We start from the raw sequence: 23,789 nt of genomic DNA, 5'->3' as shown, positions 1-23,789 counted from the left end.
TCCCGAAGAGAGAGGCATCTATCCATGTCCGAGACACCGAGGCCGGTAGCCCTCGTCACCGGCGGCTCCCGCGGCATCGGCCGGGCCGTGGTGGAGATCCTGGCGCGGGACGGCCACGACGTGGCCTTCTGCTACCAGTCCAACGAGGAGGCCGCCGCCCTCGCCGCGAAGTCCGCCGAGGCGCTGGGGGCGCGGGTGCTGGCCCGCCGGGTGGACGTCACGGACCGCGAACAGGTCCGGGCCTTCACCGCGGAGGCCGAGGCGGAACTGGGCCCGGTGGAGGTGCTGGTCACCGCCGCCGGCATCGTCCGCGACGGCCACCTGGCCATGATGAAGGACGAGGACTGGGACGCGGTGGTCCGCACCAACCTCGACGGCACGTTCAACTTCGCCAAGGCGCTGGCCTTCCCGATGATGAAGCGCCGGCGCGGCACCATCATCACCCTGTCCTCGGTCGCCGCCGCCGGCAACGCCACCCAGAGCAACTACTCGGCGACCAAGGCCGGAATCATCGGCTTCACCAAGGCCCTGGCCAAGGAATCCGGCCGCAGCGGCCTGCGGGCCAACGCCGTCGCCCCCGGCTTCATCGCCACCGACATGGTCGGCGGCCTGTCCGAGAAGCACGCGAAGGAGATGACGGCCCGCATCCCGCTGGGCCGCTTCGGAGAGGCCCACGAGGTCGCCGAGCTGGTGTCCTTCCTGGCCTCCGACCGCGCCTCCTACATCACCGGACAGGTCTTCCACATCGACGGCGGTCTGGTCGTCTGACCCGCCCGACCACCGGGACCAGCCTGATTCACAGAGGAGTTCGACATGGCCGGCCGTGCCGCCCAACCGCCCCGGTTCTACTTCAACCTGCGCAGCCCCTACAGCTTCTTCGCCCTGCACGACATCGAGCGCGAGCACCCCGGCCTCCTCGACCGGGTCGAATGGCGCCCCTTCTGGGAGCCGGACGAGACCAGCGCGCGCCTGCTGGACGAGGCCGGCGGGCAGTTCCCGTACACGCCGATGAGCCGCGCCAAGCAGTTCTACATCCTGCGCGACGTACGCCGCCTCGCCGCCGACCGGGGCCTGCCGCTGACCTGGCCGGCCGACCGCTCCCCGTGGTGGGAGCCGGCGCACCTGACCTGGTTCCTCGCCGCCGACGCGGGCCTGGGCCGGGAGTGGGTCGCCCGCGCGGGGCGGGCCCGCTGGCTGGAGGGCCGCGACATCTGCGACCCCGCCACCGTCGTCGAACTCGCCGCCGGGATCGGCCTGGACCCGGCCGCGGTCGCCGCTGCCACCGACGACGCCGGGCTGCGCGCCCGCGGGGCGGCCGCGCTGACGGACGTGCACCGCGACGGGGTCTTCGGCGTCCCGTACTTCATCCACGGCAGCGAGCCGTACTGGGGCCTGGACCGGCTCTCCGCCTTCGCCGCCTCCTTCGCGCCGGCCGAGCCGGCCGCCCCCGCCGAGGCCCCCGCCGAGAGGGAGCTCGCGGCGGTCGGCGCCGGCCGCACCACCGACATGAGCCACGCGGGAGGCTGCGGATGAGCACCACCACCACCGCCGAGGCGCTGCCGCTCACCGCGATCCAGCAGTCCATGTGGACGGCCTACCGGGTCTCGCCCGAGGCGTCCGCCTACAACATCGTCATGCCCCTGCGGCTGCGCGGCCCGGTCGACCCCGCCGCGATGGACGCCGCCGTCACCGCCGTCGGCGCCCGCCAGGAACTGCTGCGCTCGGTCTTCACCGAGAGCGCCGCCGGAGTGCGCCGCACCGTCAGCGAAGCCCCCCTGGTCCGCCTGGAGTTCCGCGACCTCGACGGCGCCGACGAGGCCGCGCTGCACCGCGCCGCCGAGGAGGCCGGATCCCGCCCCTTCCGCCTGGAGTCCGGGGCCTTCCGGGTGGTGCTGCTGCGCCGCTCCGACGAGGACTGGGCCCTGGTCACCTCCGCCCACCACATCGTCAGCGACTTCACCTCCCGCTGGCTGCTGGTCCGCGACGTCCTCGACGCCTACGAGGGCCTCGCGGCCGCCGCCGAGCCCGCCTGGCGGCCCCTCCCCGGCTCGTACGCCGACCACGCGGCCGAGGAGCTGCGCTACACCGCCTCGGAGGCGGGCCGGCGGGCCGCCGCGCTGTGGCAGGAGTCGGTGGCGGACGCCGCCGCGGCCGAGCTGCCGCTGGACCGGCCCCGGCCCGCCCTGCGCTCCTACCGGGGCGCGACCGTCGTACGGCAGCTCCCGAAGGACACCGCGGACGCCCTGCCCGGGGCCGCCTCGACGGCCGGGGTGACCCCCTTCGCGTACCTGCTCGCGGTCTTCCAGGCCCTCACCCACCGCTGGACCGGCCAGGACGCCTTCGTCCTCGGGGTCCCGGCCACCAGCCGGATGGGCCGTGCGCAGCGGGACGTGATCGGCTGCTTCCTCAACACCATGCCGGTGCGCGCCGACTTCGACGAGCGCTCCACCTTCCGCAGCACGGCCGCCCAGGCCGGCGAGCGGGTCATGCGCGGCATGGTCAACGTGCGCTACCCCTGCGCCCTGGCCTTCCCCCGCGCCACGGTCTTCCGCACCGCGCTGTTCCTGGTCCAGATGGACCGGATGGAGCCGCCGGTGCCCAACGTCCCGCCGGGCGCGGGCGAGGGCCCGTCCGTCCGCTACGCCGGGCTGGACATCGCCCTGATCGACGTCCCGCAGCAGGAAGGCCAGCTGGACCTGCTGCTGCGCATCGAGCAGACCCCGGACGGGATCACGGCCGTCTTCTCCTACGACACGGACGTGCTGGACGGGGAGACGGTCGCGCGCTTCGCCGACGGTTTCGAGCGGATGCTGGCGGCCGCCGTTGCGCAGCCGGACACCCCCGTCGCCGACGTGGAACTGGCCGGAGCGGGCGAGCTGGAGGCCCTGCTGGCCCTGGGCACCGGCACCGGCGGCGGGCCCGACGGCTTCGACGGCTTCGACGCCTTCGGCTCCTTCGACGAGTTCGACGCGTTCGAGTCCTTCGAGAGCGCCCGGGAGCCCCGGTGAGCCCGCGGATCGCCGTCATCGGCGCGGGCCTGGGCGGCCTGACCGCCGCCGCGGCCCTCTACGCGCGGGGCCTGGACGTCACCGTCTACGAGCGCGGCGAGGCCCTGCGCGAACAGGGCGTCGGCATGCACCTGGGCCCCAACGGCACCCGGCTGCTGGAGCGCCTGGGCCTCGGTCCGCGCCTCGCCGAGCTGGCCGTACGCCCCGAGGCCCTGGAGGTCCGGGCCTTCCACGACGGCGCCACGGTGGCCGTGCAGGAGATGGGCGGGGCCTGGGAGGCGCAGTTCGCCGCCCCCTACCTCACCGTCCACCGCGGCGACCTGCACCGGATGCTGGCCGGCCTGGTGCCGGGCGAGCGCGTGCGGACCGGCAAGGAGCTCGTCCGGTACGAGGAGCACCCCGACGGGGTGCGGCTGGAGTTCGCGGACGGCACCACCGCCGCGGCCGACGTCCTGGTCGGAGCCGACGGGGTGCACTCAATGGTGCGCCGCGCCGTGGCCGGCGAGGACGCCCCCGTGTACTCGGGCAACAGCGCGCTGCGCGGACTGGTCGACGCGGCGGACGTGCCCGGCCTCGACCCGGCCCGCATGTACATGTTCGCCGGCCCCGGGGCGCGGGTGCTGTGCTACCCGGTGTCCGGCGGACGGCAGTTCACGTACGTGGTGGTGGTGCCGGCGCCCGAGGGCGACGCCGAGTCCTGGACCAGCGCCGGCGACCGCGCCGACCTGGACGCCGTACTGGCCGGCTGGGCGCCGCAGGTGCGCGAGCTGGTCGGCGCGGCCGGCGAGGTGCGCCGCTGGGCCCTGTACGACCGCGCGCCCCTGGAGCGCTGGAGCACCGCCCGCACGACCCTGCTCGGCGACGCCGCCCACCCGATGCTCCCGCACCACGGGCAGGGCGCCAACCAGGCCGTCGAGGACGCCGTCGCCCTCGCCGTCTGCCTCGCGGAGGCGGGAGAGGGGCCGCAGGACCTCGCGGCCGCCCTGGAGCGCTACGAGACGGCCCGCCGCCCGCACACCACCCGGGTGCAGCTCGGCTCCCGCGCGGGCGCCAAGCCCCAGGGCAAGCCCGACGGCGACGTCAAGGGCGCCGCCGCCGACGTGAGCTGGATCCTCGGCCACGACGCGGAAGCCGCCCTGCGCACCCCGGTGAGCAGCACGGCCGGCTGAACCGGCCTGCCCCGCAACGGGCCCCCGACGCCGACCGGCGTCGGGGGCCTTCGCCGTGTCCGGGCCCGTATATGCGCTCGATAGGGCATCGATAGCGCCCTCTTCAAGGATGGCCACACCTGATCACGCGAAGGGAACAGCGATGAGCGAACAGCAGCACGAGACCCGGCAGGACACCCGCTACCGCGTCGTCCTCAACGACGAGGAGCAGTACTCGATCTGGTGGGCCGGGCGCGAACTGCCCGCCGGGTGGCGGGCCGAGGGCACCGAGGGCACCCGCGAGGAATGCCTCGCCCGGATCAGCGAGGTGTGGACCGACTTGCGCCCCGCCAGCCTGCGCCGCCGCATGTCCGCCGCGTCCTCGGCCTGACCCCGCCGCCCCCGGGCCACCGGCTTCCCGGCGCCCCCGCACGGCTCCGGGCCGACGACAACCAGGCCCCGGCCTCCGGGACCCGCATCCGGGCCCGCTCCGGCCGCCAGGCCATGGGCGCGGCCGACGCCAACCGATCCCGATGAAGGAGAGAACGTGAACGACCGTACGCAGTCGGGATCCGCCCCCGGCCGTCTGCTGCTGCCCGCCCTGTTCAGGGCCCAGGCCGCCCGCACCCCCCAGGCCCCCGCCGTCCTCGGCGCCGACGGAGCCGTCCTCACCTACGCCGCCCTGGACCGCCTCGCCTGCCGCCACGCCGCGGCCCTGCGCGCCCGGGGCGTGGCGCCCGGCGACTTCGTCGGCGTCTGCCTGCCGCGCGGCCCCGAGCTGGTCGCCGCGCTGCTCGGCGTCTGGTTCGCGGGCGCCGGCTACGTCCCGCTCGACCCCGGCTACCCCGAGGCCCGGCTCGCCCTGGTGCTGGAGGACGCCGGCGCGGCCGTGGTCCTCGCCGGGCGGGGAACCGCCGCCCGGCTGCCCGCCGGCACCGCCGTCCTCGACGTCGCCGGCGTGCCGGAGTCCGTACCGGCCGAGGAGGCCGCCGCCTTCCCGCTCGCCCCGGACGCCGCGCGGCCCGCGTACATCCTGCACACCTCCGGCTCCACCGGCCGCCCCAAGGGCGTCCTGGTCCCGCACGGCGGCATAGCCAACCGGGTCCGCTGGCTGGCCCACCGCCACAAGCTGGGCGCCGCCGACCGCTTCCTGCTCAAGACCACCATCGGCTTCGACGCCGCGGGCCTGGAGCTCTTCTCCCCGCTGATCAGCGGCGGAGCGGTGGCCGTCGCCCCCGAGGACGCCGAACGCGACCCCGCCGCCCTGCTGCGCGCCGTCGGCGACCACGGGGTCACCGTCCTGCAGGGCGTGCCCTCCGTCTACCGGCGCCTGGTCGAGCAGTCCGGCTGGGAGGACGCCGGAGCCCTGCGGCTGATCTTCAGCGCGGGCGAGCCGCTGCACGCCGAACTGTGCCGGGCGCTGGCCGAGCTGGCCCCGCGCGCCGAGATCTGGAACACGTACGGGCCCACCGAGGCCTCCGTCGACGTCACCGAGCACCGGTGGGACCCGGCCCAGCAGACCGGAGCCGTCCCCATCGGCCGCCCCATCGCCCACATGCGCGCCCTGGTCCTCGACGCGGCCGGCCGGCCCGTCCCGGTCGGCGTCCCCGGCGAGCTGCACGCCGGCGGTATCGGCCTCGCCCTCGGCTACCAGGGCCGGCCCGGCCAGACCGCCGAACGCTTCGTGCCCGACCCCTACGGCCCGCCCGGCGAGCGCCTCTACCGCACCGGCGACCGCGTCCGCTGGCTGGCCGACGGCACCCTGGAGTACCTCGGCCGCCTCGACCACCAGGTCAAGGTCAACGGCGTCCGCATCGAGACCGGCGAGGTCGAAGCCGCCCTCGCCGCCCACCCCTGGGTGCGCGCGGCCGTCGCCGCCGCCGTCCCCGACGGCTCCGGCGGGCACCGCCTCGTCGCCTGGGTCCAGTCCCGGGGCGAGCTGCTGCGCCCCGAGGAACTGCGCACCTTCCTGCGCCGGGCCCTGCCCGACCCGCTGATCCCGTCCCTCTACGTGCCCGTCACCGAGTTCCCGCTCACCGCGAACGGCAAGATCGACCGTTCCGCCCTGCCCGACCCCGCCTCCGCGGCCGCCTCCGCCGCCGAGGGCGCGCACGTCGCGGTGCGCACCGCCGCCGAACGGGTCGTCGCCGAGCAGTGGTCCGCCCTCCTCGGCATCCCCGCCGCGCAGATCGGCGCCACCAACGACTTCTTCCAGCTCGGCGGGGCCTCCCTGCTCCTCAGCAGGCTCGCCGAGGCCCTGTCGGCCGCCGCCGGCACCCGGGTCCCGCTCCGCGCCCTGTTCACCGCCACCACCGTGGAGGCCCAGGCCGCCCTGCTCGCCGACGCCCCGGCGCTGTCGCCCGGCGGTCCCGGTGCGGACCCCGCCGCGGACAACGGCGCCGACGCCGACGACGAGACCGTCCGGCCCGTGCCGCGCCCCGCGGAGGGCCTGCCCCTGTCGCCCGGACAGCAGGGCCTGTGGCTGATGGACCGGATGCGCCCCGGCAGCGCCGAGTGGAACGCCCCCGTCTTCATCACGCTGCCCGGGGAGTACACGGACGAGACCGTCGCGGCCGCCCTGACCGCCCTCGCCGAACGCCACGAGATCCTGCGCACCCGCTACGTCCTGCGCGGCGCCGAGCCCGTGCAGATCACCGACGCCGAGGCCCGCGTCGAGCTGCGCACCACCCGCGCCGAGACCGCGGCCGCCCGGGGCGCCCTGATCGAGGACGAGTTCACCCGCCCCTTCGACCTGGAGGAGGGACCGGTCTGGCGTGCGCTCGGCGTGCGCGGGACCGACTCCCTGCACCTCGTGCTGTCCATCCACCACATCGCCTGCGACGGCTGGTCCTCCGTCGTCCTCGGACGCGACCTGCCGGCCCTCGCCGAGGCCGCGCACCACGGCACCGCGGCCGGACTGCCCGCCCTGCCGGTGCAGTACGCCGACCACGCCGCCCACCAGCGGCGCCGGCTGGCCGGGGCCGCCGCCGACGCGGAACTCGCGTACTGGAAGCAGGCCCTGGAGGGGATCCTGCCCGTCGACCTGCCCGCCGACCGCCCCCGGCCCGCCGTCCGCGACGGGCTCGGCGCCGCCCACGTGTTCACCGTCCCCGCCGAACTCGCCGAGCGGGCCGCCGCCCTCGGGCGCGGCCACGGCGCGACGCTCCAGCAGACCCTGCTGACCGTCTTCGGGACCCTCGTGGCCCGCCTCACCGGCCACTGGGACGTGCCGGTCGGCGTGCCCGTCGCCGGACGCGAGCGGCCGGAGGTCGCCGACGTCGTGGGCTTCTTCCTCAACACCCTGGTCATGCGCTGCGACGCCCCGGCCGACGCCACCTTCGGCGAGGCCCTGGTCCGGGTACGCGACACCGCCCGCGCCGCCTTCGCCCACCAGGACCTGCCCTTCGACCGGCTCGTCGCCGCACTGGACGAGGCCCGCGACCCCGGCCGCACCCCCCTCTACCAGGTCATGTTCGACCTGCACGAGGAAGGGCGCACCGGCGCCGCCACCACCGGCGACGACGTCGACGCCTTCCGCGGCGCCTGGCGCTCCGCCCGCACCGACCTCACCTTCGTCGTGCAGCGGCAGGCCGACGGCTCCCTCCTCGGCCTCGTCGAGTACGCCACCTCCCTCTTCGACGCCGCCACCGTCGAACGGTTCGCGGCCGGCTGGGTCCGCCTCCTCGAGTCCGTCACCGCCGACCCCGACGTCCGCCTCGGCCGCGCCGCCCTGCTCCCCGACGCCCTGCGTACGGAGATCCTGGCGCTCGGCCCCGGCGCGCCCGAGCCCGGCGCCGGCCGGACCGGCGAGGACGCCGTGCACACCGCGATCGCGGCCGTGGCCCGCCGCTCCCCGGACGAGACCGCCGTCGTCTGCGGCGGCGAGAGCTGGAGCTACGCCCGGCTGGAGCGCCGCGCCGAGGCCTTCGGGCAGCGGCTGCGGGAACTGGGCGCGGGCCCCGAGACGACCGTCGCCGTGATGCTGGGGCGCACCCCCGACCTGATCGCCGCCTACCTCGGCACCTGGAAGGCCGGCGCCGCCTACGTACCGCTCGACCCGGCGGCCCCCGACGACCGGCTCGGCTACGTCCTCCAGGACGCCGCGGCCACCCTGCTGGTCTCCGACCTGGACGGCGCCACCCGGCTGCGCGGCCACCACGACGGCCCCTGGCTGGCGGTGGACACCGACGAGCGCCTCGCCGCCCTGGCCTCCGGCGGTCCGCAGCGTGCTTCCTCGGGGCCGGTCCCCGCCGGGGCCACAGGGTTCGGGGCCGGCGCCGCCGCCCTCGCGGCGTGCAGCGACCCCGCCCTGGCCGCCGAGGGACTCGCCTCCTTGGCCCGTACCGCACCCCCGGCCGGGGGCCCCGGCGGGCAGCACACCGAGGGGCTGCCGTCCTGGCCCGCCACACCGCCGGAGGCACCGGCCGACCCCGCCCGGCTGGCGTACGTCATGTACACCTCCGGCTCCACGGGACGGCCCAAGGGCGTCGCCGTCGAGCACCGCACCCTGCTGGCGATGCTCCGCGCCTCCCAGGCCCACCTGGACTTCGGCCAGGGCCCCGACGACGCCTGGCTGGCCCTGGCCCAGCCGACCTTCGACATCTCCTGCACCGAGCTGCTGATGCCGCTCGTCGCCGGCGGCCGGGTGGTCCTGGCCCAGGAGCCGGACCTCACCGACCACGCCGCACAGCTGCGGCTCATCGAGGAGCACGGCGTCAGCCACCTCCAGGTCGCCCCGCCGCACTGGCAGATGCTCATCGACGCCGGCCTCGGCCGCCGTCCGCTCGTCGGCCAGACCGGCGGCGAGCCCTGCCCGCCCGCCCTGGCCCGGGACCTGTCCCGCCGGCTGCTGCGGTTCGTCAACGAGTACGGGCTCACCGAGACGACCATCGCCGCCACCCGCTGGGACGCCCACGACACCGCCACCGCCGTCCCCGTCGGCCGCGCCTACCCGCACGTCACCGCCCGCGTCCTCGACGCGTACCTGGAACCGGTCCCGTACGGCACCACCGGCGAACTCTGCGTCGGCGGCGGCGGCCTGGCCCGCGGCTACCACGGCCGCCCCGACCTGACCGCGGCCGCCTTCGTCCCCGACCCGTACGGGGCCCCCGGCGCACGCCTCTACCGCACCGGCGACCGCGCCCGGATGCTGCCCGACGGCACCCTGGAGTTCGCCGGCCGCGCCGACGGCCAGGCCAAGATCCGCGGCCGCCGCGTGGAGACCGGCGAGGTGCAGGGCGTCCTCGCCGAGCACCCCGGCGTCGCCCACTGCGCGGTCGTCGTGCACGGCAGCGGCCCCACCGCCGCACTGATCGGCTACTGGGTCCCGCGCGGCACCAACCCGCCCGGCGACTCCGAACTCCTCGACCACTGCGCCCGCCGCCTGCCGGACTACATGGTCCCCGCGCTGCTGGTGCCCGTACCGCACATCCCGCTCACCCGGCACAACAAGGTCGACACCGCGGCCCTGCCCGCCCCCGACCTCGCCGCCGCCCTCCGCGACGAGCCGTACACCGCGCCCGAGGGCCCGGTCGAGGAGATCGTCGCCGGGATCTGGGCCGAGGTCCTCGCCGGGGAGGACGGCACCGCCCGCCGGATCGGCGCCCGCCAGGGCTTCTTCCGGATCGGTGGGAACTCCGTCCTCGCCGCCCGCGTCATCGCCCGCCTCCACGAGGAGTTCGACGTCGAGATGCCCCTGCGCGCCGTCTTCGAGCACCCCACCGTTGCCGGTCTCGCCGCCGCCGTCGAGGAGGCCGTGCGCCTCGAGATCGAGACCCTCGACCACGCCGAACTCGCCATCGCCCACAGGGAGTACCAGCCGTGACCGCACCCACCGCACCCACGCAGGACGAGCTGCGGGCGGAACTGCTGCGCAGACGGCTCGCCGGACGCGCGGGCCGGGCCGCGGGCCGCGGCCCCGCCCGCACCGGGATCCCGCGCGCCGACCGCGGGGCGCCGCTGGCGCTCTCCGCCGGCCAGCGCCAGCTGTGGTTCCTGCACCAGCTCGACCCGGACAGCCCCGAGTACCTGCTGCCGCTCGCCCACCGGCTGCGCGGGACCCTCGACGAGAGCGCCCTGCGCCGCTCCTTCGACGCCCTGGCCGCCCGCCACGAGATCCTGCGCACCCGCTACCTCCTCGACGGCGCCGAGCCCCGCCAGGTCGTCGACCCGGCCGGCCCGGTCGACTACGCGGTCACCGAGGCCACCGGGGTCGCCGAAGCCGACCGGGACGCCGCCGCGGCCGCCTTCGCCCAGGCCCGCGCCGGCGAGGTGTTCGACCTGGCCGCCCAGGCCCCGCTGCGGGTGCGCCTGCTGCGCCTGGCCGCCGACGACCACGTCCTGGTCGTGGTCATGCACCACATCGCCTGCGACGCGCTGACCCGGCCGCTGATCCTCGCCGACCTCGCCGCCTGCTACCGGGCCGCGGGCACCGTCACCGGCCCGCTGGACGGCGTACTCCCCGAGCCGCCCGTCCAGTACGCCGACTACGCGGCCTGGATGAACGCCCGCCAGTCCGGCCCCGCCGCCGAGGCGGCCCTCGACTGGTGGCGCGGACAGCTCGCCGGCACCGAACCCCTCGGCCTGCCCACCGACCGGCCCCGCCCCTCCGTGCGCGGCTGGGCCGGCGCCGTCGCCGAGTTCGACGTGCCCGCCGCCACCGCCGCGCGGCTGCGCACCCTCGCCGAACAGGAGGGCGCCACCCTCTTCATGGTCCTGCTCAGCGCCTACCAGGCGCTGCTGGGCCGCTACACCGGCAAGCAGGACGTCAGCGTCGGCACCGCCGTCTCCGGCCGCACCCGCCCCGAACTGCGGCAGATGGCCGGCTACGCCTACAACAGCCTCGTCCTGCGCGGCCGCTGGGAGGGCGACCCCGCCTTCCGCGAGCTGCTCGCCGGCAACCGCACCGCCGTCCTGGACGCCTTCGACCACCAGGACACCCCCTTCGACAGGATCGCCGACGAGCTGGAGCCCGCACGCGACCTGTCCACCACCCCGCTCTTCCAGGTGATGTTCGACCTGGCCTCCGGCCAGGGCGCCGACAGCCCCGAGCTGCCCGGCCTCACCGTCGGCCCGGTCGCCGCCGTCGGCCGGATCGCCCGCTTCGACCTGACCATGCACCTCGCCGAGCGCCCCGACGGATCCCTGCACGGCGCCCTGGAGTACGCCACCGACCTGTTCGAGGCCGCCACCGCCGAGCGGATCACCGGCCACTACGCGGCGCTGCTCGCCGCCGCCGCCGAGCACCCCGACGCCCCCCTGTCCACCCTGGAGTTCATCGGCGACGCCGAGCGCGCCCTGCTGCTCGACGGCCCGGCCGAGCCGGTCGGCGCCCCCGTGGACGCCGCCGCCCTGCGGCCCGTCTTCGAGACCATCGCCGAGCGGGCCGCCGCCACCCCCGGCGCGGTCGCCGTCCGGCACGCCGCCGGCGAGCTCACCTACGCCGAACTCGACGCCCGCGCCGACCGGTTCGCCCGCCGGCTGATCCAGCTCGGCGTGCGCCCCGACGAGACCGTCGGCGTACTCCTGGACCGCGGGCCCGACCTCGTCGCCGCACTCCTGGGCATCTGGCGGGCCGCGGCCGCGTACGTGCCAATCGACCCGGGCTACCCGGACGAGCGCATCTCCTTCATGCTCGGCGACACCGGCACCCGCCTGGTCATCACCCAGACCCGGCACGCCGGCCGCTTCGACGGCCCGCAGCTCGTGGTGGTGGACGACCCGGCCGAGCGGACCGCGCTCGCCACCGCCGAGGCCGAGCTGCCGGCCGCGTACGACCTCGACCAGCTCGCCTACGTCATCTACACCTCCGGCTCCACCGGCAAGCCCAAGGGCGTCCTCATCGGCCACCGGGGCCTCGCCAACTACCTCACCTGGACGGCCGGCGCCTACGCCTCGGCCGGCACCGGCGGCGCGCCCCTGTTCTCCTCCGTCGCCTTCGACCTCGGCGTCCCCGACCTGTACACCCCCCTGATGACCGGGCAGAGCGTGCACCTGCTCCCGCAGGACTTCGACACCGCCGACCTGGGCGCGCTGCTCGCCGCCGGAGGACCGTACGCCTTCATCAAGCTCACCCCCGGCCACCTGGACCTGCTCTCCCAGCAGCTCGACCCCGCGCAGGTCCGCGACCTGGCCGGGCTGGTCATCGCCGCCGGCGACTCCTTCACCCACCGCCTCGCCGAGCGCTGGGCCGCCGCCGCGGGACCCGGCGGCACCCGCCTCGCCGCCGAATACGGCCCCACCGAGATCACCGTCGGCAACTCCGCCCACTTCCTCGCCGCGGACGGCGCCCCCCGCGGCCCCGTCGCCACCGAGCTGGTCTCCATCGGCCGGGCCATCCCCCACACCACCATGTACGTCCTGGACGAGCGGCTGCGGCCGCTGCCCGTCGGCGTCCCCGGCGAGGTGTGGATCGGCGGCACCGGCCTGGCCCGCGGCTACGCCGGCCGCCCCGACCTGACCGCCGAGCGCTTCCTGCCCGACCCGTACGGCGCCCCAGGCGCCCGCATCTACCGCACCGGCGACCTCGCCCGCGTCCTGCCCGACGGGAGCCTCGACTTCGTCGCCCGCATCGACCACCAGGTCAAACTGCGCGGCTACCGCATCGAACTCGGCGAGATCGAGACCGCCCTCACCGCCCAGCCGGCCGTCGGCGAGGCCGTCGCCCTCGTCCGCGAGGACAGCCCCGGAGACAAGCAGCTCGTCGCCTACGTCGTGCCCGCCGCCGGCGCCGACGAGGCCGGCCTGGCCCCCGCCGCCCTCAAGGAGGCCCTCGCCGAGGCCCTGCCCCCGTACATGATCCCCTCCGCCTACCTGCGCCTGGACGCCCTCCCGCTGACCGCCAACGGCAAGCTGGACCGGCGGGCCCTGCCCGCCCCCGGCCGCGAGGCCACCACCGTCGGCGAGCACGTCGAGGCCCGCGACGCCGCCGAGGCCTCCATCGCCGCGGTCTGGGCCGAGGTGCTCGGCCTGGAGGCGGTCGGCGTCCACGACAACTACTTCGACCTCGGCGGCGACTCCATCCGGGCCGTCTCCCTCGTCGGCGCCCTGCGCGAGGCCGGCTGGGAGACCAGCGTCCGCGACGTCTTCGAGCACCGCACCGTCGCCCGGCTGCGCACCGCCCTCGGCGACCAGGCCGGCGACGGCTCCGCCGAACGCGCGGACGGGCCCGTCGCCCCCTTCGCCCTGATCAGCGAGGACGACCGGATCACCCTGCCCGCCGACGTCACCGACGCCTACCCGGTCTCCCGGGTCCAGGCGGGCATGCTGGTCGAGATGCACGGCCGCAGCGGCGAGAACCGCTACCACAACATCACCTCCTTCCGGATCCGCGACGCGCTCCCCTTCGACCCCGAGCTGTTCCAGCGGGCCGCCGACCTGATCGTCGAACGCCACGAGGTGATGCGGACCTCCTTCGCCATGGCCGGCTACAGCGAGCCGCTCCAGCTGGTCCACGCCGTCGGCACCGTCGCCATGCCCTGCGTCTTCGAGGACCTGCGCCACCTGCCGCGCGACGCACGCGAGGCCACCCTCTGGTCGTTCGCCGACCGCGACCGCGAGGAGCTGTTCGACCTCACCACCGCCCCCCTCATGCGGATGGCCGTCCACCTCGTCGACGACGAGAGCTGGTGGCTGTCCATCACCGAGTGCCACCCCGTCATCGAGGGCTGGAGCTACCACTCCCAGCTGATGGAGCTGCTCCGCGCCTACCACGCGCTGCGCGCCGGCGGCCGACCCGAACCGGCCCCGCCCGTACCGGCGGTGCGCTACGCCGACTTCATCGCCGGCGAACTGCGCTCCCTGGCCGACGCCGGGGACCGCGACTACTGGCGGGAACTGGTCGACGCCCACGAGAAGTTCACCATCCCCACCGGCTGGGGCGGCGACCCGCACGGCGCCGACGAGCGGTACCGCGTCGACATCGACCTCGCCGAGGTCGAGCCGGGCCTGCGCGCCCTCGCCTCCGCCGCGCAGGTCCCTTACAAGAGCGTCCTGCACGCCGCGCACAGCAAGGTGCTGTCGATGCTGACCCGCGCCGGGGCGTTCCGCGGCGGCATGGTCGCCGACGCCCGTCCCGAGGAGGCCGGCGCCGAGCGGGTCTCCGGCATGTACCTCAACTCCGTGCCCTTCCCGTACCGCAGGGGCGCCGCCACCTGGGGCGAAATGGCCCAGGAGGTGTTCGCCCGCGAGGTGTCGCTGTGGCCGCACCGCCGCTACCCCATGCCCGCCATGCGCGTGCCCGGCGGCGAGAGCCACCTCATCGACGTGCTCTTCCACTACCTGGACTTCCACCAGGTCGACGTGGAGCTCATCGACATCATGGCCAGCCGCGACGACAGCCCCAACGAGTTCCCCCTCGTCGTCGGCACCCCGGTCCGAGGCCACCTGTCGATCGCCTCCCGTACGAGGACCCTCGCCAAGGCCAACGCCGAACGGCTCGCCGGGCTCTACCGGGCGGTGCTCGCCGACATGGCCCGCACCGGGGCCGGCGGGGACGCCACCGGCGCCTTCCCCACCGCCTACGAGAAGGCCCGTCTGGCCGCGCCGCCCCTGCCGCACCCCGACACCCCGGCCGACGTACTCGCCGGCTTCGAGGCGCAGGCCGCCCGCACCCCTTGGGCCACCGCCCTCACCGGCGCGGGCACCTCCGGCACCTCGTACGCGGAACTCGACGAGCGGGCCAACCGGATCGCCCGCAGGCTGCGGGCGCTCGGCGCCGGCCCCGAGACCCGGGTCGCCGTCCTGCTGGACCGCGGGCCCGAGCTGGTGGCCGCCCTGCTCGGGGTGTGGAAGGCCGGCGCGGCGCAGCTGCCGGTCGACCCCTGCACGCCGGACGCGCGGATCGCCGGGCTCGGCTTCGAACTGGCCCTCACCGAGGCCCCGTACGCCGGCCGCTTCGCCGGGATTCTGCCCGAGGGGCGGGTCCTGGCCGTCGCGGAGGTCTCCCACGAGGGCGACGGCAGCCCCCTGGGCCTGGACCTGGACCCGGACCGGCTCGCCTACGTCCTGCACACCTCCGGCTCCACCGGCACCCCCAAGGGCGTCGAGATCAGCCACCGCTCGCTCGCCCACTACCTCGACTGGGCCGTACGGGCCTACACGGAGGCGGGCGCGGGCGGCGCCCCCTGGTTCACCTCGGTCGGCTTCGACCTGGGCCTGCCCGCCCTGTACGCGCCGCTGCTGACCGGGCAGCGGGTGCACCTGCTGCCCCAGAGCTGGCAGCCGGGGGAGTTCGGGCCGCTGCTGCTGGCCGGAGCCCCGTACTCCTTCGTCGGACTCACCCCGGGCCACCTCCGGCTGCTGGAGGCCCAGCTGACCGACGCCGAACTCGGCGGCCTCGCCGGGATCACCGTCTGCGCCGGCGACGCCTACCCCACCGCCCAGGCCGAGCGGGTCTCCGCCCGGATCGCCGCGGTCGGCGGGGGGATGCTGCTCGGCGCCGAGTACGGGCCCACCGAGGCCACCGTCGCCGCCACCTTCGGGTACGTACGCCCGAACACCGGGCGCACGCTCGTCCCGCTGGGCTCCCAGCTGCCCGGCGTGCTGCTGCGGATCCTGGACGAGCGGCTGCGGCCGGTGCCCGACGGGATCGCCGGCGAGGTCTGGCTCGGCGGCGAAGGACTGGCCCGCGGCTACGCCGGACAGCCCGCACTCACCGCCGCATCGTTCCTGCCGGACCCGTACGGACTCCCCGGCACCCGCATCTACCGCACCGGCGACCTGGCCCGCGTCCTGCCCGGCGGTATCCTGGAGTTCACCGGGCGCGCCGACGAGCAGGTCAAGATCCGCGGTCACCGCGTCGAACCCGGCGAGGCCGAAGCGGCCCTGACCGCCGACCCGGCCGTACGGGAGGCACTCGTCGCTCCCGTGGACGCCGCCGACGGCGGCAAGCGGCTCGCCGCCTGGGTGGTCCCCGCGGACGGAGCGGCCGTCGAGGTCCCCGCCCTGCGCGACCGGCTGCGCACCGTCCTGCCCGCCGCCGTCATCCCGGCCACCGTCACCGTCGTCGACCGGCTGCCCCTGACCGCGAACGGCAAGCGCGACAAGGCCGCCCTGGCCTCCCGCCGGGCCACCGCGACCCCGCTGCCCCACACCGCCCCCCGCACCGACCTGGAAAAGGTGCTCGCCGAGGTCTGGTCCGAGGTCCTCGGCCTCGAACAGGTCGGCGTCCACGACGACTTCCGCGACCTCGGCGGCGACTCGCTGCTGGTGGCACCGCTGCTCGTCACCGCCCGCCGGCACGGCCTGGCCCTCGACCTGGCCACCGCGCTGCGCCACCACACGGTCGCCCAGACCGCCACCGCGCTCGAAGCCGCCGCCCGCCAGGACGGCGCACACCACCCCCGGAAGGGCTGATCCGATGGACCCGCACACCACCGACCGGCAGGGCCGCCGCCCCGCCCGCCACCTGATCTCCATCGACGACCTCACCGACCGGGACCTGCTCCGGATCGTCGAACGCGGCGCCGAGTTCTCGGCGGGCACCGCCACCGGCTCCGACGCGCTCGAAGGCCTCGTCGCCGGCATCTACTTCGCCAAGACCTCCACCCGCACGCGCACCGCCTTCTCCTCCGGAGCGCTGCGCGTGGGCGCCCGGACCGTCGCCTACGGCCCCGGCGACCTCCAGCTGAACACCGGGGAGTCCGTCGAGGACACCGGCCGCGTCCTGTCCGGGATGCTCGACGTCCTCGTCGCCCGCACCGCCGGCCCCGAAGCCGAGCTGCGCGGCTGGGCCGCCCAGGACCGGATGGCCGTCGTCAACGCGATGAGCGCCGAGGAGCACCCCACGCAGGCCCTCACCGACCTCACCACCCTGCTGCGCCACTTCGGCCGGATCGAGGGGCTGCGCGTCCTGTACGCCGGCGAGGGCAACAACACCGCCGCCGCCCTGGCCCTGGCCCTCACCCGGTTCCCGGGCGTCCACTTCGAGGTCCGCACCCCGCCTGGCTACGGGCTGTCCCCCTCCATCACGCGCCGGGCGCTGGCGCGGGCCGGGCGCACGGGCGCCGTGCTCGCGGAGCGGCACGACATGGAGGCCCTGCCCGGGGGCTTCGACGTCGTCTACACGACGCGCTGGCAGACCACGGGCACGGAGAAGCCGGACGCGAACTGGCGGGAGGTCTTCGCCCCGTTCCAGGTCACGGAGGACCTGTGGAAGGACAGTCCGCAGGCGGTCTTCATGCACGACCTGCCCGCCCACCGGGGCGAGGAGGTCACCGCGGAGGTGCTGGACGGGCCGCGGAGCATCGCCTTCGCCCAGGCCACCAACAAGATGCACAGCGCCATGGCCGTGCTGGAGTACACCCACTCCGGTCCGCGGGACACCGCGGACGACCTCGCCGGGCCGCGTCCCGCACTGGCCGTACGGTGACCCCGCCGCCGAAGACGGTGACGGACCCGGCGGTCCTCCCGTGGCACCAGGCCGAGGGCACCGCGAACGCCGGGGACACCCCTGACACCGGGCCCGCGGAGCGAGCCACGGCCGCCCCGAAGGCCGGAGCGGACGTCGGGTCCGGATCCCGGGCCGGCGCCGAGGCCGGATCCGAGGCCGGCGGCGGCGCCGCGACGGAGGTCGTGCCGCTGCGGCGGAACAGGGACTTCTCCCTGCTCTGGGGCGGCGCCGGACTGTCGCTGCTCGCCGGGCGGGCCACCGCGGTGGCCTACCCCCTCACCGTCCTCTGGCTCACCGGCTCACCCGGCGACGCCGGCCTGGTCGGCACCGCCCTGCTCCTCCCGCAGCTCCTCGTCCAGCTCCCCGGCGGCGCCCTCGTGGACCGCTGGGACCGGCGCCGGATCATGCTCGGCGCCGGCCTCGGCCAGGCACTGGTCGCGGGAGCCGTCGCCGCCCTGCTGCTCAGCGGCCACGTCTGGCTGTGGGCCCTGCTCGCCGCAGCCTTCGTGGAGGGCACCCTCGGCGTCCTGCACCAGCTCGCCGAGCGGGCCGCGGTCCCCGCGGTCGTCCCCGCCGGGCAGCTGCCCGCCGCCCTCACCGGAAACGAGGCGAGGACCCGCGGCGCGGCCATCGCCGGCCAGCCGCTGGGCAGCGGCCTGGTCGCCCTCGGTGCCTCCTTCCCCTACGTGGCGGCGCTGGCCGGCCAGCTCGCCTCCGTGGCCTTGCTGTTCGGGGTCCGCGGCAAGCTCCAGACCGAACGCACCGGTCCGCGCCCCGACCTGCTCGCGGACGTCAAGGAGGGGCTCGTCTGGATGTGGCGCCAGCACTTCCTGCGCGCCGTCATGGCCGCCGTGGCCGTCTCCAACGTCCTCTTCCAGGGCCTCAACCTCGCCGTCATGACCGGGATCCAGGAGAACCACGGATCGCAGTTCGAGATCGGCCTCGTCCTGTCCCTGAGCGGGGCCGGCGGACTCGTCGGCGCCCTCAGCGGCGGCTGGTGGGCCACCCGGTTCTCGCTGCGCGCCCTGGTCCTCGGCGGACTGGCCGTCTGGACCGTGCTGATGGTGCCCGTCGCGGTCCTGCGCGATCCCTTCGCCCTCGGCGCCCTGTTCGCGGCCAGCGGGTACGTCGGCGGCGTCTTCAACGTGGCCGGCGGGGTCTTCATGGTCCGCGTCGCCCCGGACCGGATGCGGGGCAGGGCCAACTCCCTAGCGATGCTGGTCGGCGGCGGAGCCATGGCCGCGGGCCCGGTCGCCGCCGGCTTCGCCCTCGAGGCCTTCGGGCCCACCCGTACCGTCCTCGGGCTCAGCGCCGCCATGGGCCTCACCGCCCTCATCGCGCTGCTCTCGCCCGCCCTGCGCCGCAATCCGCTCGACGCGTAGCAGGCCCGCCGCTCCAGCCCGCGCAGGCCCCCGCACCGGGGGCCTGCGCGGCTGCGTTCCCGCAGCTCGCGCGGACGTACGGGACGTATAGAGCGGCCATAGCCGGCCACGGAAAAGTACAGGTCATCGCAGTCTCCCGAATGCCCGTCCGCATCCGCGCCAGACCCTGAAGGAGCACGACCATGCCGCTCAACTCCATGGACCGGAGGAGCGTCCTGCGGACCGCCCTCGGCGTCGCCGGGGCCGCCGCCACCGTCGGCCTCGTCGGTGCCGCGCCGGCCGCCGCACACGGCCGCCACCGCCCGGAGCTCCCCAAGGTCGAGGGCCTGGTGGGCGACCGCTGGGCGAGCGAGTTCTGGTACGACTACGACGAGATGTCGTACTACACGCCGACCGCGGAGATGAAGGCCGCGGTCGCCGCGATCACGGCCCCCTTCGGCGGGTTCACCAAGTCGTACGACGCCTGGCTCGCCACCCGCCAGGGCGGCCGCTACCCGCGCAGCTGGATGGAGATCATCCAGCCGAACCGCGCCCACTTCGAACTGCTCTCCCGCGAGCAGAAGAAGGTCTACGACAAGTGGTACGGCCACGACCCCAAGGGTCTGGTCTTCGCCTTCCAGGAGTTCGGCCAGGGCACCCTCTTCGACCCGCGCCGCCCGGCCGGCAACAAGGTCCACATGATGAACTACACGCCGCCGACCCCCACCCAGGCCTACCACCGCTGGCACGCCTACCTGCAGTCCTTCCAGCTGCTGAACATCGACCGCCGCTTCTGGGCCCACATCAACCGCCTCGCGGGCACGGCCTGGGAGCTCCAGTCGATCGGCAAGCCGGTCAACGACGCCAACGACAACAAGCACCTGCCCAGGCACGTGGTCAACAAGGTCACCGCCAAGTGGCTGTGCCGCTCCGACTCCAAGGTCACCGCGGCCTTCGACGTCTGGCCCCACCCGGCCGACCTGGGCAAGTGACCCCCGCCGGGGCCCGTCCGCCGGACCGGCCCCGGACCCCCCACATCCCGGCCCCCACGTTCCTTTCGGCTCAGGAGGATTGGCACACCATGCGAGACACGACCGGATCAGCACCCCGAATCGGCGTCTGGATGGTCGGCGCGCGAGGCTCGGTCGCCACGGCCGCCGTCGCCGGCACCGCCGCCATCGTCGCGGGTGCCGCCTCCCCCGTCGGGTGCGTCACCGAGACCGCCCCCTTCCGTGACGCGCCCCTCCCGGCCCTCGCCGACCTGGTGTTCGGCGGCCACGACGTCGTCGACACCCCGCTGGCGGCGAGGGCCGGGCAGCTCGTGGACGCGGGGGTACTGCCCGCGTCCGTGCTGAAGGCGCTGGACACCCCGCTGGCCGCCGCCGAACTGGAGATCCGCGACGGATCCCCGCGGGCCGGCGAGGCCCAGTCCGAGACCGCGGCCCGCCTCGCGGCGGACATGGCCTCCTTCCGCGACCGGCACGCCCTGGAACAGGTGGTCGTCGTCAACGTCTCCTCCACGGAGCCGCTGCCCGAACCCGACCCGGCCTTCCTGGACCTCGCCGCCCTCGAAGCGGGCCTCGCCGCCGGCACGGTCACCCTGCCCGCCAGCTCCCTCTACGCCTACGCCGCCTTCACCGCGGGCTTCTCCTACGTCAACTTCACCCCTTCGGCGGGCGCCGCCCTGCCCGCCCTGGAGGAACTGGCCCGGCTGCGCCGCGTCCCGCACGCCGGCCGCGACGGCAAGACCGGCGAGACCCTCGTCAAGAGCGCCCTCGCGCCCATGTTCACCCAGCGCGCGCTGCGCCTGCGCTCCTGGTCCGGCACCAACCTGCTCGGCGGCGGCGACGGAGCGACCCTCGCCGACCCGGCGGCCGCCCGCTCCAAGACCGAGTCGAAGCAGCGCAGCCTCGAGGAGACCGTCGGCCACGCCGTCGAGGGCCAGGTCCACATCGACAACGTCCCCGAGATGGGGGAGTGGAAGACCGCCTGGGACCACATCTCCTTCGAGGGCTTCCTCGGCGTCCGCATGACGATGCAGTTCACCTGGCAGGGCTGCGACTCGGCGCTGGCCGCCCCGCTGGTCCTGGACCTCGTACGGCTCACCGCGCTGGCGGGCCGCCGCGGCGAGGCCGGGGCGCTGGCCGCCCTCGGCTTCTTCTTCAAGGACCCGGCGGGCTCCACCGAGCACAACCTCACCCTCCAGTACGAGGCCCTGCGTACCTGGGCCACCGCCCCAGCCGTCCCCGCCGCCGCCCCGTCCCGCCCGCGACCGCTGACCGGGGCCCGGCCGTGAGCCCGGCAGCGGGTCCCGCCGTGAGCCCCGCGGCGACCGCCGCCGCGGCCGGGCGGACGGCCCGCCCCGGCTCCGAAGCCTCCGCCGGACCGCTGCGCCTGCCGCCCTTCCCCGGCCGGGCCTTCCGCGCCCGGCGCACCCTGCGCGCCTACGCCGAGCTGCTGCGGGCGCCCGCCGCGATCACCGTCCCCGGCGACGTCCTCGCCGGGGCCCTGGCCGCCGGACGCGGCACCGGCCCCCGCACCCTGGGCCTGGCCGGCTCCTCCGTCTGCCTCTACTGGGCGGGCATGGCCCTCAACGACTGGGCCGACCGGGAGCAGGACGCCCTCGAACGGCCCGAACGCCCCCTCCCGTCGGGCCGGATCAGCCCCCGCGCCGCCCTCACCACGGCCGCCGCGCTCACCGCCGCAGGCCTGGGCGCCGCGGCCCTCGCGGGCGGGCCCCGTACCGTCCTGCGGCGCACCCTGCCCCTGGCCGCCGCGGTGTGGGCCTACGACCTCGGGGCCAAGAACACCCCGCTCGGTCCCGCCGTGATGGCCGCCGCCCGGGCCCTGGACGTCCTGCACGGCACCGGCCCCGGACCGGCCCGGGCGGCCCTCGCGCCCGCGGCCGCCGTCGCGGGCCACACCCTGGCCTTGACCCGGCTCAGCCGCCACGAGGTCGCCGGAGCCCCGCCCCACGAGGCGGCCCTGACCGCGCTGGCGTCCGCCGCCGCGGCCGCCGCCACCCTCACCCGCACCGCCGGCCCCGCCCAGGGCGCCGCCCTCACCCTGTACGGCGCCGGCTACGGCCCCGCCCTCGCGGCGGCCGTGCGCCACCCCGCGGCCCCCGAGGTGCGCCGGGCCGTCGGCGCCGGCATCCACGCGCTGCTGCCCCTCCAGGCCGCGCTTGCCGCCCGGGCCGGCGCCCCCCGCGTCGCCGTCCCGCTCGCCGCCGCCCTGCCGCTGGTGCGGCGGCTCGCCAGGAAGGTCTCCCCGACATGAGCGGCCCCGCCGCGCTCCGGTTCTCGTACGGCACCAACGGCCTCGCCGACCACCGGCTCGGCGACGCCCTGCGGCTGCTCGCCGACCTCGGCTACGAGGGCGTTGCGCTGACCCTGGACCACCAGCACCTGGACCCGTACGCCCCCGACCTCGCCGCCCGCGTGGAGGAGGTCCGCCGCGCCCTGGACGCCACCGGCCTGGCCGTCGTCGTGGAGACCGGCGCCCGCTACCTCCTCGACCCGCGCCGCAAGCACCGCCCCACGCTGCTGTCCGCCGAGCCCGAGGGCCGGCGGCTGCGCCTGGGCCTGCTGCGCCGGGCCGTCGCCATCGGCGCCGAACTGGGCGCCGGAGCCGTGCACTTCTGGAGCGGCGCCCCCGACCCGGGCACCACCGGCGAGCAGGCCTGGCAGCGGCTGGTCGACGGCTGCGCCGAGACCGTCGCCCACGCCGAGGACGCCGGGATCGACCTGGCCTTCGAACCGGAGCCGGGCATGCTCGTCGCCGACCTCACCGGCTACCGCCGGCTGCTGGCCGCCCTGGGCCGGCCGGACCGCTTCCGGCTGACCCTCGACCTCGGCCACTGCCGGTGCCTGGAGCCCTGGCCCGTCGCCGACTGCGTGGCCCTGGCCGCCGACCGCCTCGCCCACGTCCAGATCGAGGACATGCGCCGGGGCACCCACGAACACCTCCCCTTCGGCGAGGGGGAGATCGACTTCCCGCCCGTCCTCGGCGCCCTCGCCGACGCCGGCTACCAGGGGCTCGTCTCCGTCGAACTCCCGCGCCACAGCCACGCCGGAGCGGAGTCGGCCCGCCACAGCATCGCGTTCCTGCACGCGGCCGCCGGCCGGCGCCCGCAGCAGCAGGCTCCACAGAAGGAGGCCGTACCGGTATGACCGCCCCCACCCTCGCCCCGCCCGCCGCAGCAGCCGCGAGCGCGGACGGCGCCGTACACGACGCCCTGACCCTGCGCACCCTCCGGGAGTCCCTGCGCTCCGTCCTCGACCAGGAACACCGCCTGCGGCTCACCGCCGCCGTGGACGCCGTGGCCGCCGAGGGACCCGCCGCCCTGGACCGCCGCTTCCCCGCCGCCGGGCGCGAGTACGGCCGCGGCTCCCTGCCCGGCTGGGCCGACTGGGCCGTCGAGGACGCCGTACGCACCGTGCTGCTGCTGGCCCTGACCCGCTACGGGACCACCGGCGCCGCCCTGGCCGGGGAGGCCGCCGAGCGGTACGCGCACGGCGACGCCGCCGAACGCCGCGGTGTGCTGCGCGCCCTGCCGTTCCTGCCGGTCGGCGACCGCGCGGTGCACCTCACCGACGACGCCGTGCGCACCAACGACAACCGGCTCATCGCCGCGGCGCTGGGCCCCTACGCCCGCGCCCACCTCGACCAGTACCGCTGGCGCCAGGCCGTCCTCAAGTGCCTGTTCACCGGGATCCCGCTGGCCAAGGTCGCCGGCCTGAACGAACGCCGCGACGCCGAACTGGCCCGCATGGCGCACGGGTTCGCCGCCGAGCGGCGCGCCGCCGACCGCGCCGTACCGGCCGACCTGTGGTCCCTGGCGCCGTGACCGCCCCGGTCCACCGGACCGCGGCGCCCCGGG

14 protein-coding genes are annotated in these 23,789 nt (G+C 76.1%); all 14 read left to right on the top strand.

The features are described from left to right. Nucleotides 1–24: 24 nt before the first annotated feature. The 14 genes from fabG (at nt 25) to ACZ501_RS24070 (ending at nt 23,756) form a co-directional block, all read left to right on the top strand. Nucleotides 25–768 carry a 3-oxoacyl-[acyl-carrier-protein] reductase gene (gene fabG, locus ACZ501_RS24135; protein ID WP_468797970.1) on the top strand — a complete coding sequence of 248 codons (744 nt, stop codon included), beginning with the start codon at nt 25–27 and terminating at the stop codon, nt 766–768. A gap of 45 nt (nt 769–813) precedes the next feature. Continuing rightward, nucleotides 814–1,533: a DsbA family protein gene (locus ACZ501_RS24130; RefSeq protein WP_468797967.1), complete on the top strand. Its 720-nt coding sequence runs from the start codon at nt 814–816 to the stop codon at nt 1,531–1,533. Then, nucleotides 1,530–3,008, top strand: coding sequence for a condensation domain-containing protein (locus tag ACZ501_RS24125; protein WP_468797964.1), 1,479 nt, complete (start codon nt 1,530–1,532; stop codon nt 3,006–3,008). The genes ACZ501_RS24130 and ACZ501_RS24125 overlap by 4 nt, the downstream gene beginning before the upstream one ends. Then, the gene (locus tag ACZ501_RS24120; RefSeq protein ID WP_361608435.1) at nt 3,005–4,177 is read left to right on the top strand and encodes an FAD-dependent monooxygenase; all 1,173 of its coding nucleotides are present in this window, start codon (nt 3,005–3,007) and stop codon (nt 4,175–4,177) included. The genes ACZ501_RS24125 and ACZ501_RS24120 overlap by 4 nt, the downstream gene beginning before the upstream one ends. A gap of 142 nt (nt 4,178–4,319) precedes the next feature. Beyond that, nucleotides 4,320–4,547: an MbtH family protein gene (locus ACZ501_RS24115; RefSeq protein ID WP_468797961.1), complete on the top strand. Its 228-nt coding sequence runs from the start codon at nt 4,320–4,322 to the stop codon at nt 4,545–4,547. Nucleotides 4,548–4,703: 156 nt separating this feature from the next. Then, nucleotides 4,704–9,980, top strand: coding sequence for an amino acid adenylation domain-containing protein (locus ACZ501_RS24110; RefSeq protein ID WP_468797958.1), 5,277 nt, complete (start codon nt 4,704–4,706; stop codon nt 9,978–9,980). Further along, on the top strand, nt 9,977–16,510 hold the full coding sequence (locus tag ACZ501_RS24105) for an amino acid adenylation domain-containing protein (RefSeq protein ID WP_468797955.1): 6,534 nt from the start codon (nt 9,977–9,979) through the stop codon (nt 16,508–16,510). Before ACZ501_RS24110 ends, ACZ501_RS24105 begins: the two co-directional genes overlap by 4 nt. A 4-nt stretch (nt 16,511–16,514) precedes the next feature. Continuing rightward, the gene (locus tag ACZ501_RS24100) at nt 16,515–17,525 is read left to right on the top strand and encodes an ornithine carbamoyltransferase (protein ID WP_361606753.1); all 1,011 of its coding nucleotides are present in this window, start codon (nt 16,515–16,517) and stop codon (nt 17,523–17,525) included. Then, the gene (locus ACZ501_RS24095; protein WP_468797952.1) at nt 17,522–18,928 is read left to right on the top strand and encodes an MFS transporter; all 1,407 of its coding nucleotides are present in this window, start codon (nt 17,522–17,524) and stop codon (nt 18,926–18,928) included. Before ACZ501_RS24100 ends, ACZ501_RS24095 begins: the two co-directional genes overlap by 4 nt. A gap of 182 nt (nt 18,929–19,110) precedes the next feature. Next, nucleotides 19,111–19,899: a Tat pathway signal sequence domain protein gene (locus ACZ501_RS24090; RefSeq protein ID WP_361606759.1), complete on the top strand. Its 789-nt coding sequence runs from the start codon at nt 19,111–19,113 to the stop codon at nt 19,897–19,899. An 89-nt stretch (nt 19,900–19,988) separates the two neighbouring features. Continuing rightward, nucleotides 19,989–21,203 (top strand): inositol-3-phosphate synthase, encoded by a 1,215-nt coding sequence (locus ACZ501_RS24085; RefSeq protein ID WP_361606762.1) that lies wholly within the window; start codon nt 19,989–19,991, stop codon nt 21,201–21,203. Between the two features lie 20 nt (nt 21,204–21,223). Next, nucleotides 21,224–22,186 (top strand): SCO3242 family prenyltransferase, encoded by a 963-nt coding sequence (locus ACZ501_RS24080; RefSeq protein WP_468797949.1) that lies wholly within the window; start codon nt 21,224–21,226, stop codon nt 22,184–22,186. Next, the gene (locus ACZ501_RS24075; protein ID WP_361610348.1) at nt 22,183–23,079 is read left to right on the top strand and encodes a sugar phosphate isomerase/epimerase family protein; all 897 of its coding nucleotides are present in this window, start codon (nt 22,183–22,185) and stop codon (nt 23,077–23,079) included. The genes ACZ501_RS24080 and ACZ501_RS24075 overlap by 4 nt, the downstream gene beginning before the upstream one ends. Beyond that, nucleotides 23,076–23,756, top strand: a complete 681-nt coding sequence (locus ACZ501_RS24070; protein WP_362464328.1) for an EboA domain-containing protein — start codon at nt 23,076–23,078, stop codon at nt 23,754–23,756. Before ACZ501_RS24075 ends, ACZ501_RS24070 begins: the two co-directional genes overlap by 4 nt. Nucleotides 23,757–23,789: the final 33 nt, after the last annotated feature.

Source organism: Streptomyces sp. NPDC034085 (assembly GCF_055575555.1).
The sequence above is the reverse complement of the archived record's forward strand: the minus strand, read 5'-3'. Positions and strand labels throughout refer to the sequence as shown.